This window comes from Acidisoma silvae (genome assembly GCF_020618775.1).
GTDB classification, from domain to species: Bacteria; Pseudomonadota; Alphaproteobacteria; order Acetobacterales; family Acetobacteraceae; genus Acidisoma; species Acidisoma silvae.
In genome coordinates, this window is sequence record NZ_JAESVB010000003.1 from 143,637 (window position 1) to 158,713 (window position 15,077).

Genomic DNA, 15,077 nt, shown 5'->3' on the forward strand with positions numbered 1-15,077 from the left:
TGACGACTGTCATGGCTAAACTAGCCCATTGCCGGGATGGGCTCAAAGCGCGCCTGGATTGAGTTACGCGGAAGGAAGCGTCATGCGGTTGCAGCGAACGACAGATCAGGCGGGCTGGGACACCGGCATCGTCCATCTTGGCCTCGGCGCCTTCGCCCGCGCGCATCTCGCCCTCTATACCGAAGATGCCGGCCAGCATGATTGGGGCATTCTCGGCGTCAGCCTGCAGCGGCCGGACCAGCGCGACCGTCTGGCGCCGCAGGACTGCCTCTATCATGCGCTGGAGCGGCAGCCGGAGGGCAATCGCCCCCGCCTCGTCACCTGCCTGACAGGCGTGCTGGTGGCACCGGAAGACCCCGAGGCCGTTCTGGCGACGATGAGCGCGCCCGGCACGCGCATCGTGACGCTGACGGTGACAGAGAAAGGCTATTGCCACGACCCGGCGACGGGCAGGCTGAACTGGGCGCATCCGACGATCGCGCATGACCTGGCACATCCGACCGCGCCGATAGGCGCCATCGGCTTCATGGTGGAAGCGCAGCGCCGACGGCAGGCGGCAGGCCTGCCGCCTTTTACCGTTCTGTGCTGTGACAACCTGCCCGCCAACGGGCATGTCGTTTCCGGCCTGGTGCGTGAATTCGCGGCGCGGCTTTCGCCCGATCTGGCGGCCTGGATTGCGGCGGAAGGCGCGTTTCCCTGTGCCATGGTCGATCGCATCGTGCCGGCGACGACAGAGGCCGATATCGCGGAGGTGAAAGCGCTGACCGGCTTCGCGGATGCCGCACCCGTGGTGCATGAACCCTTCCGGCAATGGGTGATCGAGAACCGCTTTGTGGGTGGCGCACGCCCGCATTGGGAGATTGGCGGCGCGCAGTTCGTGGATCAGGTCGAGCCCTTCGAACATATAAAGCTGAGACTGCTCAACGGTGCGCATTCCGCCCTCGCCTATCTCGGCTACCTGGGCGGCCATGAGACGATAGCCGATACCATGCAGGACAGCGCCTATGCCGGTTTCGTTGACCGGCTATGGCGGGATGAAATCGTGCCCGTGGTGCCGCCGCCGCCCGGCACCGATCTGCTGGTCTATGTCGCAGCGCTGCGCGACCGCTTCAGCAACCCCGCCATCCGTCACCGCACCTGGCAGATTGCCATGGACGGATCGCAGAAGCTGCCGCAGCGCCTGCTTGGCACTATCCGCGAAAGGCTGGCGCAGAACCTGCCTTTGCCCTGCCTTGCCCTCGCGGTGGCTGGTTGGATTGTCTACACGGGCGGCGTCGATGAGCAGGGCAGCGCCATCGACGTGCGCGACCCGCTGGCTGAAAAGCTGCGTTCCGTTCAGACCTCTGCCGCCGATGACTCTGCCCGCGTGCGCGCCGTTATTGGCATTACGGAAGTCTTTGGTGATGATCTGCCGCGGGACAGCCGCTTCGTCGAAGCCGTTATCGCCGCCTATGCAACGCTCAAAGCCAAAGGCGCCCGCGCTGCCGTGGCAATGTGACCCGTCACCCGATCGGGTCATTGGCCCAAAGGCCGGGCGTGCCGACTTCCAGCGAATGGCCGTCCGGGTCACGAAAATAGAGGCTGGTGCCGCCCTTGGCCCAAACCAGGCGGCTTTCCACTGCCAGCCCCAGGCTTTCCAGATGCGCCTGCCAGCGGTGAACCTCATCCTGCTCGATGGAAAAGCAGAGATGCTGCACGCCCACCGACCCATGGGCCGGGATGGTGCCAAAGGGCGTCTCGCTCGGTTCTGCCGTGGCGCCGTGTTTGAACAGCAGCAGCACTTGCCGCCCCGGCACGTTCAGCGCGCACATGCGCGCGTCGCGGAACAGAACCGGGAAGGCAAAAACCCGCTCATAGAAAGCCTGCGCCACGTCGAGATCGCCGACATAGAGCGACGTTTCCAGAATGCGGCAGACAGCCGGCGCCGTCATCAGGCGGCTTCGAAGATGACGGTCGCCAAAGGCGGCAAGGTCACCGTCAGGCTGGCCGCGAAATCGCCCCAGCCCTCTTCTGTCGCGTTGATCCATCCGCCATTGCCGAGATTGGACCCGCCATAGCGCTCGGCATCGGTATTCAGCACCTCGCGCCAGCCGCCCGTGCGTGGCACGCCAAGCCGATAATCCTGGCGCGGCACAGGGGTAAGATTGCAGACGACCAGAACCGGCTTGTCACCCTCCTCGCCATAGCGGAGATAGGCGAAGACGCTGTGGTCACTGTCATGCAGCACCACCCACTGAAAGCCGTCGCCACGGCTATCACGGCGATGCAGCGCCGGCAGGCTGCGATAGACGCCATTGAGATCGCTGAGCAGCAACTGCACGCCGGCATGGTCCGGCCTGTCGAGTAGAAACCAGTCCAGCGGATGATCGTGATCCCATTCCCGTTCCTGCGCGAATTCGCCGCCCATGAAGATCAGCTTCTTGCCGGGATGCGTCCACATGAAGCCGAAATAGGCGCGCAGATTGGCGAATTTCTGCCAATGGTCGCCGCTCATCTTCTGGATGAGCGATCCTTTGCCGTAGACGACCTCGTCATGCGACAGCGGCAGGATGAAGTTTTCGGAAAAGGCATAGACCAGGCCGAAAGCGATCTGATCGTGATGCCAGCGGCGGTTGATGCTGTCCTCCTGCATGTAATGCAGGGTGTCGTGCATCCAGCCCATGTTCCATTTATAGTCGAAGCCGAGACCGCCTTCGCTGACGGGGCGGCTGACGCCCGGAAAGGCAGTGCTTTCCTCGGCCATCAAGGCCGCGCCCGCGCAACGGCCGGCAACGACTTCAGACAATTCCCGAATGAAGGAAATCGCTTCCAGGTTTTCGCGGCCGCCATACATATTCGGCACCCACTCGCCCTGCTTGCGGCTGTAATCGCGATACAGCATGGAAGCGACGGCATCCACGCGCAGCGCATCGATATGGTATTTTTCCAGCCAGTGCAGCGCGCTGCCGATGAGGAATCCCCGCACTTCGTTGCGGCCGAGATTGTAGATGTAGGTATTCCAGTCCTGGTGAAATCCTTCCTTCGGGTCGGCATGTTCATACAGCGATGTGCCGTCGAACTGCGCCAGGCCATGCGCGTCACCCGGAAAATGCGCCGGCACCCAATCCAGAATCACGGCAATGCCGGATGCGTGAAAGCGATCGACGAGTTTGGCGAAATTGTCTGGACTGCCCCAGCGCGCGCTCGGCGCGAACTGCCCCAGGGGCTGATAGCCCCAGCTGCCGCCGAAGGGATGCTCCATCACCGGCATGAATTCGACATGGGTGAAGCCCATGGCGACCACATAAGGTACGAGTTTCTCGGCCAGCTCGCTCCATATGTCCTGGTAATCGCCACCCTGGGGCGCCCAGGATCCGGCATGGACCTCATAGACGGCAATCGGCGCGTCATGCGCATTGGCGCGGCTGCGCTTTGTCTCCATCCAGTCATGATCGGTCCAGATGAAGCGGTCATCCGTGACGATGGAGGCTGTCGCCGGCGGTATCTGCGCCGCACTGGCCACCGGGTCCGCTTTCAGCGGCAAAACCCAGCCCTGCGGCCCGAGGATTTCATATTTATAGACCGCGCCGGCCGTGACGCCGGGAATGAACATCTCCCACACGCCGCCGCCGGGATGAAAGCGCATCGGATGCCGGCGGCCGTCCCAGTCATTGAAACTGCCGACGACCGAGACACGGCGCGCATTCGGCGCCCATACGGCAAAGCGCGTGCCGTCGACGCCATCCTGGCGCGTCAAATGCGCGCCCAGCGCCCCGCCGATCTCACGGTGCCGCCCTTCGGCAAGCAGATAGATATCGACGTCGCCCAGCGCGGGACCGAAAGCGTAAGCGTCATCGACGACCGTCAGACTATCCGGCCGCGTCACCCGCAGCCGATAGGGCAGATAAGCCGGGATGACGCCGCTCCAGAAACCCGAACTGTCGAGTAGAGACAGGTCACCCAGCTTTTGGCCGCTCTCCCGAGACAGCACCTCCACTTTGATGGCACCGGGGATGAAGCTGCGGATGGCACAGCCGCCCTCTACCTCATGCGGACCCAGCACCGCGAAAGGATCGCCGTGCTGGGCTTGCACGACGGCAGTGATGGCGCCGGCATCAGGCGCGTGGCGATCCGTCAGAACCGCGCTCATGCCACCACCTCCGGCACCAAGAGCCGGGCTGCAATATCATGCAGGCCGCGCAGCGGAATCGCGAGCCAAGCCGGGCGGTTGGCGATTTCGTAGCGAATTTCATAGGCGGCCTTTTCGACCAGGAACAGATCGAGCAGCGCGTCCTCGGCCTCGGGCTTCACCCAGGGGTTGGCCGCCCCCAGCAGCGCCGCCCGATAGGCGTCGCGCAATGCCTGCTCGGCATAGAAGCGGAACTGGTCTAGCAGAATGCCATGCCGCTCGGCTGCATTCGGAGACAAGGCGTTGGTGGCATGCGCGCCCGCCGCCGTTGCCGTTGCATAATCAAGACTGCGTAGCACGCCCGCGACATCCCGCAGGCCGGAAGATTTCATGCGCCGCTGATGCAGGGGCCGCGCGGGCTCCCCTTCGAAGTCGATGATATAGGCGTCGTTCTGCACCACCAGCACCTGACCGAGATGGAAATCGCCATGAATGCGCGTGCGCAGCGACCCGATCCCTTCTCTGGCCCGCCGCTTTACCAGATCGGTCAAAGCCGCCTGCTGGGCCAGCACGTCGCGCGCCAGCCCCTCGGTCTCCGCATCCGGCCAGTCCGTGCGCTCCTTCAGCAAGGCGCACGCCAGATCAATCTGTTCGATCGCGGAGTCCGCCCATTCATCCGCCATCGCCGCGTCCACCACATCCGGCGCGAAAGCCGGGTCGCTTGACGGTTCGGCCAAGGCCGCGTGCAGTTCGCCCAGACGCTGGCCCAGAGCCCGCGCGAAGGTCGTGTACTGACCGAACAGGTCTTCCTCCGCCCCATCCTGCGGGCCGACAAGCGCCAGTTCCGCCACCGCCCGCGTCAGATAGTCCTGCGTCCAGCTCCAGCCGTCACCCTGGTTGCGGACGAATTTCTGCACGATGATCAGGGTTGTCGGCGTGCCATCGGCATCAACACGCAACACCTCGCCCACCAAGGGCGCGGTATTGGTAAAGCCCTTTTCCGTCAGATAACGCGTCATCTCCCCTTCCGGATTGATGCCCGGATAGACATGCCGGATGAGCTTGATGACAAGGTCATCACCCACCACCAGCGAGCTGTTCGACTGTTCAGCCGACAGCCTGCGGATTTCCGGCGCCTCTCCCAGCACCACCGCATCGGCGATCGAACTGGGCTCGAAGCGGATTTCGCCGTCCGGAATGGCGATGCGGCTGCGGCCGATGAGATGGGCGGCAATCCCGGTTGCGAAGGCATCGAGTCCGAAAGCATCCGTCAGCAGGCCGACGCGGCGGAACAGGCGCACACGCGCCAAAGCCAGTTGCTGCACCAGAGCCGGGGCGGTCTCGCCCTCGCCTTCCCAGGAGATGCCCAGCGGCAGAACGTAACGATCAATCTGGCCGCCGCTGTCGCATTCGATTTCAGCCAGCACGATATCGGCCGCCCCCGGCAGCGGCACGGTATAGGCCAATGTCAGACGGTCGATGCGTGTCCCCTTGGCACCGAACCAGCGGCGCTTGGCGACATAGGCGGGCAGGGATTCGCCTTCCAGCACGCGCTTCACGGCGGGCAGGGCAATATCGGTGACGCCGTTGCGCACCACCAGCGTCGCGAATTCCGGCAGGGGCTCCGGCGCTGGCGTGTGCCAGGCCGGCAATTCCGCCTGCTGCGCCAGCAGGAACCAGAAACAGCCGTAAGGCGGCAGCGTCAGCAGATAGGGCCATTGCCCGACCGGCGGAAAGATCGAGCCACCGACGATATCGACCGGTACCCGGCCGGCGAGCGTCGACAGGTCAAGCTCCACCGCCTGCGCCGTGCGCGACAGGTTGCAGACGCATAGCACCGTCTCGCCCTCATCCCCCGGAATTTCACGCAAATAGGCAAAGATCTTGCGATTGCCGGGATAGAGGAAGCGCAAGTTGCCCCGGCCGAAAGCGGGGTGGCTTTTGCGCACGGCCAGCATGCGCCGCGTCCAATGCAGCAGGGAGTGGCGATCCGATTCCTGCGCTTCCACATTCAGCGCCTGGAAGCCGTACAGCGGATCCATGATCGCCGGCAGAACAAGCGACGCCGGATCGGCGCGGGAAAAGCCGCCATTGCGGTCATAGGACCATTGCATGGGCGTGCGCACGCCGTCGCGGTCGCCGAGATGGATATTGTCACCCATGCCGATCTCATCACCGTAGTAGATGACGGGCGTTCCGGGCATCGACAGCAGTAGCGTATTCATCAATTCGATGCGGCGGCGGTCACGCTCCAGCAGCGGCGCCAGCCGGCGGCGAATGCCGAGGTTCAAGCGCGCGCGGCGGTCATGGGCATAGGTCTCCCACAGATAGTCGCGCTCGCTATCCGTCACCATTTCCAGCGTCAACTCGTCATGGTTGCGCAGGAAAATCGCCCATTGGCAGTTATCCGGAATATCGGGCGTCTGGCGCATGATATCGGTAACCGGAAAGCGGTCTTCCCGCGCGATCGCCATATACATGCGCGGCATCAGCGGAAAGTGGAAGGACATATGGCATTCGTCACCATCGCCGAAATAGACCTGCGCGTCTTCGGGCCATTGATTGGCTTCCGCCAGCAGCATTTTACCGGGTGAATGCGCATCCATCTCGGCCCGGATACGCTTCAGAATATCATGCGTCTCGGACAGGTTCTCGTTATTCGTGCCCTCGCGTTCGACCAGATAGGGCACGGCATCCAGGCGCAAGCCATCGACCCCCATATCCAGCCAGAAGCGCATGATGCTGAGCACTTCCTCCATCACCGCCGGGTTGTCGAAGTTGAGGTCCGGCTGATGCGAATAGAAGCGATGCCAGTAATAGGCCTGGGCTTGGTCATCCCAGGTCCAGTTGCTCTTTTCGGTATCGACGAAGATGATGCGCGTGCCGGCGTATTTCGTATCCGTATCCGACCAGACATAGAAGTCACGCTCGGGCGAGCCGGGCGGTGCGCGCCTTGCCGCCTGAAACCACGGGTGCTGGTCGCTGGTGTGATTGATGACGAGTTCGGTGATCACGCGCAGGCCCAACGCGTGGGCGGCGTCGATGAAGCGCTTCACGTCATCCATATCGCCGTAATCGGGATGGACGGAGCGGTAATCGGCAATGTCATAGCCGTCGTCGCGGCGCGGCGACGGATAAAAGGGCAGCAGCCAAACCGCCGTCACGCCCAATTCGGCAATATAGGTCAGCTTCTGCAACAGGCCTTTAAAGTCGCCGACACCGTCATTATCGGCATCGAAAAAGGACTTGATGTGAATCTGATAAATCACCGCGTCCTTGTACCAGAGCGGATCATCCATGTAAGTCGTGGTCTGGGTCGGCGTCATGCTATCCATGATCAGGCAATCTCCGGCTCAACGCGCCATAGGGCGAAGGGGAAGCTAGGGTCGAGCGTGAAGCGCTGCCATTTGCCCTGCCAAGTCAGGCGGCGGCCCGGCACGAGGTCTGTGACAGCAAGCGCGCCATTGTCGGGAACACGCCAGGTATAGAAGGGAATTTCGGTGCCAGCGCTTTGCGCATTTACGGGATCCAGGCTGACCGCGACGATGATGACATTGCTGCGGTCAGCGTTCGATTTTTCGTAGATCATCACGCGCTCGTTGTCGGACGGCAGGAAGCGGACCCCGAGATGGGATTGCAGCGCTGGGTTCTGCTGGCGCAGACGATTGAGCAAAGTGATTTCATCCACGATATTACCCGGCCGATCCCAATCCCATTTGCGGATCTGGTATTTTTCGGAATTGAGGTATTCCTCGCGCCCCGGCAGCGGCGTCGCTTCGCAGAGTTCGAAACCGGAATAGACACCCCAGAGCCCTGACAAGGTGGCCGCCAGCGCCGCGCGGATAAGATGGCCGGGCCGGCCGGATGTTTGCAGGAAGACCGGATTGATATCCGGCGTATTGACGAAGAAATTCGGCCGGAAGAAATCGGCCTCCGGCCCCGTCGTCAATGTCGTGAGATACTCTTCCAGTTCCGCCCGCGTATTGCGCCACGTGAAATACGTATAGGACTGGCTGAAGCCGATCTTGCCCAGACGGTTCATGATCTTGGGCCGCGTAAAGGCTTCCGCCAGGAACAGCGCATCCGGGAAGCGCGCCTTCACTTCCGCAATCAGCCACTCCCAAAAGGGAAAGGGCTTTGTATGCGGATTGTCGACGCGGAAAATGCGCACGCCCTGTTCGCACCAGAACAGCACAACCTCTGCCAAGGCGACCCATAGGCCGGGAACCGCATCCTTGGCGTAGAAATCGACATTGACGATGTCCTGGTATTTCTTGGGCGGATTCTCGGCATATTTGATGGAGCCATCCGGCCGCCAGTCAAACCAGCCGGGATGCTGCTTCAGCCAAGGGTGATCGGGCGCACATTGAATGGCGAAATCGAGGGCAATTTCCAGCCCATGCGCCGCTGCCGCGTCCCGCATATGCAGGAAGTCTTCCAGCGTGCCGAGTTCCGGGTGAATGGCGTCATGCCCGCCATCGGCATTGCCGACGGCATAGGGACTGCCGGGATCGGTCGGCCCCGGCGTGAGCGTATTATTCGGCCCCTTGCGATTGCTATGGCCGATGGGATGGATGGGCGGGAAATAAAGAACATTGAAGCCCATGTCGCGAATGCGCGGCAGATGCCGCTCGACGTCGCGGAACGTGCCGTGGCGATCTGGATCATCGCTCATCGAACGCGGAAAGATTTCGTACCAGCTGGCAAAGCGGCTTTCCAGCCGGTCGGCATCGATACTGTGAACGCCGGAACGCGTCGCGAAAGGACGCGGATCGATCTCCATCATCGCCTGCGCAATCTCAGCCGAGAGCAGCAAGGCGATCTGATCTTCCTTCGCTGCCAGATCGAAACGCGCCAGCGCCTGGCCCAGCGGCGCGCCGGCAGCGGCCAGCAGATGGCGGCCTTCCATCAGCTCCACCGTCACATCGACGCCGGCGCGATGCTTCTTGCCCAGTTCATCGCGATAGGTCGCGAACTGATCGCGCCAGGCTTCGACGAAGAATTCGTAAACGCCGATCTCCGCCAAGAAGAATGGCGCCTGCCAGCGGTCATTATTGACGAGCGCGAGGCGCGTCTGCTGCCAGCCGGTATCACCGGCCTTGCGCCAATGCAGCGCCGCCGACAGCTGGTCATGCCCGTCACACAAAATATCGGCGGTGACGGAGACAATCTCACCTGCCAGACGTTTCACGGGAAACCGCCCGTCATCCACGGACGGCGACACCGCCTCGATCGCGACGCGGCGTGAGGCATGGGCTGCCGTTTTCACGGTCTCGGTCAGGGCCGGCAGCGTTCTGTCGGCCGGCTGGTGGCTGCGCAGCAGCAAGCTTTTCAAGCTGCCGGGCTCCAGCGTGACCGGCGGCGCGATCGCCGCGCCCGGCACGAAGCGGCCACTCAACGCCGTCATGGCGCTTTCAATCGGCGCGACCACACGCCGCCGCAGGGACGGGTTGAACAGCATCAACTCGGCTTCCGCAGCAAAGCGCAGATCGGCCTCGCTCCGCACGAAGGAGAGCACATCGCCCGTCGGGCTGCCGATGCGCAGACTAGTCCCCTGGCCGGGAATGGCCGCGATCTGGCGCAGCGCCACCGCCAGATCGGGCTGCACCGCCCGTGGCAGGCCATAGCCGCGCCGGACATCCCAGGGCCGGGTCGCACCGGATTCGAAGCCCATCGGCATCATCAGGCCCTGGCCGGTCGCGGAGACGAAATTGATCAGCCGCTTCTGGGCAATGCCGAGCAGGCCGCTATCGCCGATGGAGGCTGCCAGCGGCTTGCCGAAAGGGTCTTCCAGCGGCGCGATGCTGGGCGCGATGCCGTCCAGCATCGCCGCCTCGTCCCAGAACCAGTCGCCGCGAAAATCCCACCAGGGCAGCGAGGAAAAGACATAGTCGAGCCCGCTGCCGGCCAGCGCCTTCACCTCGTCCCAGGGCAGTCCGGGCGTCCAGCCCAGCAATGGGCCATGCACAACGCCGCGCAGCAATTGCAGGAACGTCGGGCGCGCCGCAGCCGCGATCTGCCTCAGATCGACGCGAAAACCGGCAATGCCCAACTGCTGCCACTGATCGAGATGAGAGACCCAGACATCACCCAGCTCGGCCGAAGCATGGGCCCAATCGGCCTCTGCCGCGCCGGCGAGGCCCGCGTAATGGCGAGGGTCGCGCGCGGTTGCCTCGGCAGGCGCGGTGAAGGCCCGGCCAGCGGTTCCGGCGGCCAGACGGCCGGGATAGACGTCCAGCAACGGCGTCAGGCCCGCATTCCGCGCTGCCTTGGCGTAGGCAGATAGCGCTTCCGCTGCCGTGCCGTCCCAATGGAGTGCATCGAAAACGCGGAAGAAATCGACAGCAAGTTGCAGACTGGGACCGGCAAAAAACGGCGCGCTCAAAACATGGGTGAACCCGAGGCCGGCAGCGTGGTCGAACCATGCGCCCCAATCGGGGATCGGCCCGGCCAGCAGAGGATGAAACTGGTAGATGCGCGGCGCCTGCCCCGGCATGACGGCCGAGGCACCCAGCTTCTCAGGCGCTGGCCCTTTGATTTTATTCTGAAATGTCATTGGCATCTCTCCGTCTCGTCATACCGGCACGAGGGCGAAGGCGAATGGGCAAGCGCCTCCCGCTGCGGGATATGGGGCTGATCGGGGAAGTGTCAGGCCATCCGGCTTCACAACGGCTTTAGCGAAACGGCAGCGTGCTATTCAGGTTAGGGGTTGTCCTTACCCCTAGCGGCGCTGCACCATGGCCTGTCGAAGGAGTGGAGTGCCCCATGCCGATCATCAACCGCATCGCCGATTTCCATGAGGATATGACCGCATGGCGGCGGGATCTGCATGCGCATCCCGAACTCGGCTTCAATCTGCCGCGCACCAGCGCCGTCGTGGCCGAGCGTCTTCGGGAATTCGGCGTTGACGAGGTCGTGACCGGTATCGCCCAGACCGGCGTCGTCGGCATCATCCGGGGCCGCAATGCCGAGAACGGCCGCGCCATCGGCCTGCGCGCCGATATGGATGCACTGCCCATCCCCGAGGAAACCGGCGTGCCCTACGCATCACTCAATCCCGGCGTGATGCATGCCTGCGGCCATGACGGCCATACCACCATGCTGCTGGGCGCCGCCCGCTATCTGGCGGAGACGCGCAATTTCGACGGCACCGTCTATGTTATTTTCCAGCCGGCCGAAGAGGGCGATGCCGGGGCTAAGGTCATGGTGGAGGAAGGCCTGTTCGAGCGCTTTCCGATGCAGCAGGTCTTCGGCATGCATAACTGGCCGACCGTACCCGCCGGAACCTTCATCTGGGGCAATGGCCCGGTGATGGCCGCGACCGGCGAAATCACCATCACCATCACCGGCCGGGGCGCGCATGGCGCCAAGCCGAATGAGGGTGTCGATCCCATTCTGGTCGCCGCCCATATCGTGACCGGCCTGCAATCCATCATCTCCCGCCGCATGGAGCCGACCGAGGCCGGCGTCGTCACCATCGGCAGCATCACCGCGGGCGTGGCCTCCAACGTCATCCCGGAACGCGCGGTGATGACCGGAACCACGCGCTGGTTCGCACCCGCGGTCGGCGATGTGATCGAGGCCGGCGTGAAGCAGATCGCGACCGGCGTGGCAGCGGCCTTCGGCGCCACGGCGGAAGTGGAGTTCAAGCGCAACTACCCCGCGACGGTGAATGACGTGGAGGCGACCAAGCTTGCCACGCGTGCCGCCGAGACAGTAGCCGGTCCGGCCCGTGTCGCGGAAATGGAACGCCCGACGATGGGTGCGGAAGATTTTTCCTATATGCTGAACGAAAAGCCCGGCAGCTATATCATGCTGGGTACGGCGCGCGGTCCGAATGATGCCGGGCTGCATCATCCGATGTTCGATTTCAATGACGAGGTTCTGCCGCTCGGCGCGTCCTATTGGGCGACGCTGACGGAGCAGCTGCTGCGGGCGTAAGCCCGGTCAGCGCTTCTGCCGCTTGGTCCATTTTTTCACCAGCATGTCCCGCTTAAGACGGGACAGGCGCTGGATCCAGAAGATGCCGTCAAGCTGGTCGATCTCATGTTGCAGGCAGGTGGCGAGCAGGCCATCGGCCTCCTCCGTCACCGCCTCACCCGCCAGATCCTGATAGGCAAGGCGCAGGCGCACCGGCCGTTCTACGGTTTCGGCCGCACCCGGCATGGAAATGCTGCCCTCCTCATGCGTCCGTCTATCCTCTGACTGCCAGAGGATGCGCGGATTGACGTAGATGCGCACCTCACCCGGCGTCAGTTCCAGCACGGTGATGCGCCACGCTTCACCGATATGCGGGCCGGTGATGCCAATGCCGGGTGCGGCGCGCATGGTATCGAGCAGGTCCGCAGCCAAAGCCGCCAGCCCCTCGCCGAAATCAGTAACCGGCTGGGCAATCTGGCGCAGGCGCGGGTCTGGGAAGGTCACGATGGCGCGAAGGGTCATGGCGCAGATTTAGCCTGAAAGCGCTTCGGCCTGAAACGGTCCCGGCATTCAGTCGTGATAGGCTGGTAACGTCATCACACCAGTTGGGTTGAAAGCGTTCGTCCCGACGCCATCTGCCGTTCGAGGGGTGGCGCCTGCTTGGGCCGCCTCTCGTCAACAGCCCGTGAGTGGCTGTGTCAGAGGAATGGACGGGAGACGTGGCTATGGCGGAAGCGGTTCTGGGCAAGCGGTATATCGTCTATCTGGTGCTCGTCGCCTTGGCGGGCTGGGCGCTGGCGTCCTACGACGTCAATCTTCTGGTCCTGGCGCTGCCGGATATCGCCAAAAGCCTGCATATTTCCGAAACCGGCATCGGCATCCTCGGTTTCTTCGTCTATGGCGCGCAATTCTGCATCACGATTTTTGCCGGCTACAGCATGGATCGGTTCGGGCGGCGGCGCGTCTGGATGATCTGCCTGGCCGGCACGGCGATTTTCACCGGCCTTACCTATTTCGTGCAGGATTTCTGGCAGCTTGTTGCCGTACGCGCGCTCGCTTCCGGACTCGCCTATTCCGAACTCGCCGTCTCCATCACCATCGTCAATGAACAGGTGCCGGCCAAGGGACGCGGATTTCTGTATTCCATCGTGCAGGGCGGCTGGCCTTTGGGCCTGTTCTTCGCGTCCGGCGTCTATCTCGCCTTCGGCCATATGGGCTGGCGCTTCGTCTTCCTACTCGGCGTCATTCCCATCGTCGGCGTCATCGTCGGCCGTATCTTCGTGCGGGAATCCGACCGCTACGAGCATGTGCAGCAGGTGCGCGACGCACACGCAAAGGGGGATGACGGGCGGCTGCAAGCCCTGCTCGCCGAACGCGCGGTCGCCACGGATGAGATGGAACGCGTGACGATCGGCCAGCTGTTTGCGGCGTCACCCGAGATTCGCCGACAACTCATCTGGTTGACCTTCGCCTGGATCTGTTATGGCGCCAGCTACGTCGCCAGCAATTTCTACATCACCTATTGGCTGACCAAATTCAAAGGCTTCTCCTCCTCCGAGGCCAGCACGCTGCTGCTGGTGACGGGCGGCATCGGATTCTTTTTCTACATCCTGGGCGGATGGATGGGTGAGCGTGTCGGTCGGCGCGAAGTCATCATCGTCACCGCCTTGCTGGTGGCGCCGCTCAGCCTCATCTTCCTCTATGCGCACCAAACCTGGTTGGTGGTGATCGTCTATTTCCTGCTCTATCAGGTCACGAACGGCACCTGGGCTTCGGCGGGCTACGCCTATCAGGCGGAAAGCTTCCCGACGCGCATGCGCGGAACCGCCGTCGGCTTCCTGAGCGCCATGCAGGTGCTGGGCTTCGTCATCGGCACGCTGCTCTGGACCCTGCTGAGCGACAAGACCACGCCGACCGTTACCTGGCTGGTGCTCGCGGTCGGCGTCTCCATCGGCATGTGCGCCGTCATCTTCCTGCGGCATATCAAGCCGAACCAGGAGTTGGAAGCGATCAGCCAATAAGTCTTCGGTCGCGCTATGGCTGCCGATAAATCCCGGCGGCCTGGGCGTGAAGGCGCAGCAGGGCCGTCAGCAAGGCCAGGGTCGGCGCAGGCACGGATGCCATCTCCGCCAAAGCCAGCGGAATAGTATATAGCGCATCGATCTCCATCGGCCGGCCCAGCTCCAGATCCTGCAGGATGCTCGGCTTATGCGGGCTGCGCGCCACCGTCGCCACGACCGCGTCGATATCCGGCGTGATCATGCAGCCAAGGCCATGGGCAATGGCGACCGCCTCCGCCATCAAGCAGCGGGCCGCGGCGGCGATCGTGGGATCGGCCAGGGCGACCGTCATGGACGAGCGCGACAGTGCGCAGATCGGGCCGGTGGCGATATTCCAGCTGAGCTTGGTCCAGATCGCATCTCTGATCTGGTCGGTCACCTGACAGGTAAAGCCACCCGCACGCAGCACAGCGGCGACCGCCTGCGTTCTTGATGAATCCTCGCCCGTCGGCTCGCCCAGGATGATGCGGCTCTCCTTGCTGAGCACGCGGACCGTGCCGGGGGCAATGACGGTGCAGGAGGAGTAGACGACGCCACCGACGGCGCGTTCCGGCCCGATATTGCGCCAGACAGTGCCGTCCGGGTCGATCTCGGCCAATTGCCTGTCCGCCAGATCGCCAGCAAGACCGTGGCAATACCACCAGGGTATGCCGTTCATGATGAAGATGACGGGCGTATCCGGCCCCAGCAAAGGGGCGATGGCCTCGGCCACGGCGGTCAGCGCCGGCGCTTTCACCGTCACCAGCACGGCGTCCTGCGGCCCCAGATCGCGCGGGTCATCGCTGGCGCGCGGATGCGCGGTCAGCATGCCGTCCGGCGTTTCGATTCGCAGGCCATCGGCCTGAATTGCCGCAAGCTGCGCTCCGCGCGCGATGACGGAAACCTCAGCGCCACCCGCGACCAGACGTGCCGCGACATGGCACCCGATGGCGCCCGCGCCATAGACACAGATCTTCATACCGGCTCTCCCAGCTGTCCGGGCGGCTTTA

9 protein-coding genes are annotated in these 15,077 nt (G+C 63.4%); 3 read left to right on the forward strand and 6 right to left on the reverse strand.

Features of this window, described 5'->3' with window-relative positions:
- Positions 1-82: 82 nt before the first annotated feature.
- Positions 83-1,498, forward strand: a complete 1,416-nt coding sequence (locus ASILVAE211_RS08695) for a mannitol dehydrogenase family protein (RefSeq protein ID WP_227320918.1) — start codon at positions 83-85, stop codon at positions 1,496-1,498.
- Between the two features lie 4 nt (positions 1,499-1,502).
- On the opposite strand, the gene ASILVAE211_RS08700 is transcribed toward ASILVAE211_RS08695, so the two are convergent.
- From ASILVAE211_RS08700 to ASILVAE211_RS08715, 4 genes are read right to left on the reverse strand one after another with little or no spacing between them, the layout of a single operon-like run.
- A complete protein-coding gene (locus ASILVAE211_RS08700) occupies positions 1,503-1,931 on the reverse strand; it encodes a VOC family protein (protein WP_227320919.1) in 429 nt (142 codons plus the stop codon).
- Complete coding sequence (gene glgB / locus ASILVAE211_RS08705) at positions 1,931-4,129, reverse strand: 1,4-alpha-glucan branching protein GlgB (protein ID WP_227320920.1); 2,199 nt, start codon at positions 4,127-4,129, stop codon at positions 1,931-1,933. The genes ASILVAE211_RS08700 and glgB overlap by 1 nt, the downstream gene beginning before the upstream one ends.
- Positions 4,126-7,443, reverse strand: a complete 3,318-nt coding sequence (treS, locus tag ASILVAE211_RS08710) for a maltose alpha-D-glucosyltransferase (protein WP_227320921.1) — start codon at positions 7,441-7,443, stop codon at positions 4,126-4,128. Before treS ends, glgB begins: the two co-directional genes overlap by 4 nt.
- A gap of 2 nt (positions 7,444-7,445) precedes the next feature.
- Positions 7,446-10,664 (reverse strand): maltotransferase domain-containing protein, encoded by a 3,219-nt coding sequence (locus tag ASILVAE211_RS08715; protein WP_227320922.1) that lies wholly within the window; start codon positions 10,662-10,664, stop codon positions 7,446-7,448.
- Positions 10,665-10,873: 209 nt separating this feature from the next.
- Between ASILVAE211_RS08715 and ASILVAE211_RS08720 the strand changes: the two genes are divergently transcribed.
- A complete protein-coding gene (locus tag ASILVAE211_RS08720) occupies positions 10,874-12,049 on the forward strand; it encodes a M20 aminoacylase family protein (RefSeq protein WP_227320923.1) in 1,176 nt (391 codons plus the stop codon).
- A 6-nt stretch (positions 12,050-12,055) separates the two neighbouring features.
- Here the strand turns inward: ASILVAE211_RS08720 and ASILVAE211_RS08725 are convergent, their stop codons facing one another.
- Positions 12,056-12,550 carry a peptide deformylase gene (locus ASILVAE211_RS08725; protein WP_227320924.1) on the reverse strand — a complete coding sequence of 165 codons (495 nt, stop codon included), beginning with the start codon at positions 12,548-12,550 and terminating at the stop codon, positions 12,056-12,058.
- A 203-nt stretch (positions 12,551-12,753) separates the two neighbouring features.
- Here ASILVAE211_RS08725 and ASILVAE211_RS08730 point away from each other — a divergent pair, with 203 nt between their 5' ends.
- Positions 12,754-14,049 (forward strand): MFS transporter, encoded by a 1,296-nt coding sequence (locus ASILVAE211_RS08730; protein WP_227320925.1) that lies wholly within the window; start codon positions 12,754-12,756, stop codon positions 14,047-14,049.
- Positions 14,050-14,062: 13 nt separating this feature from the next.
- Here the strand turns inward: ASILVAE211_RS08730 and ASILVAE211_RS08735 are convergent, their stop codons facing one another.
- Positions 14,063-15,046, reverse strand: coding sequence for a ketopantoate reductase family protein (locus ASILVAE211_RS08735; RefSeq protein WP_227320926.1), 984 nt, complete (start codon positions 15,044-15,046; stop codon positions 14,063-14,065).
- Between the last annotated feature and the right edge of the window lie 31 nt (positions 15,047-15,077).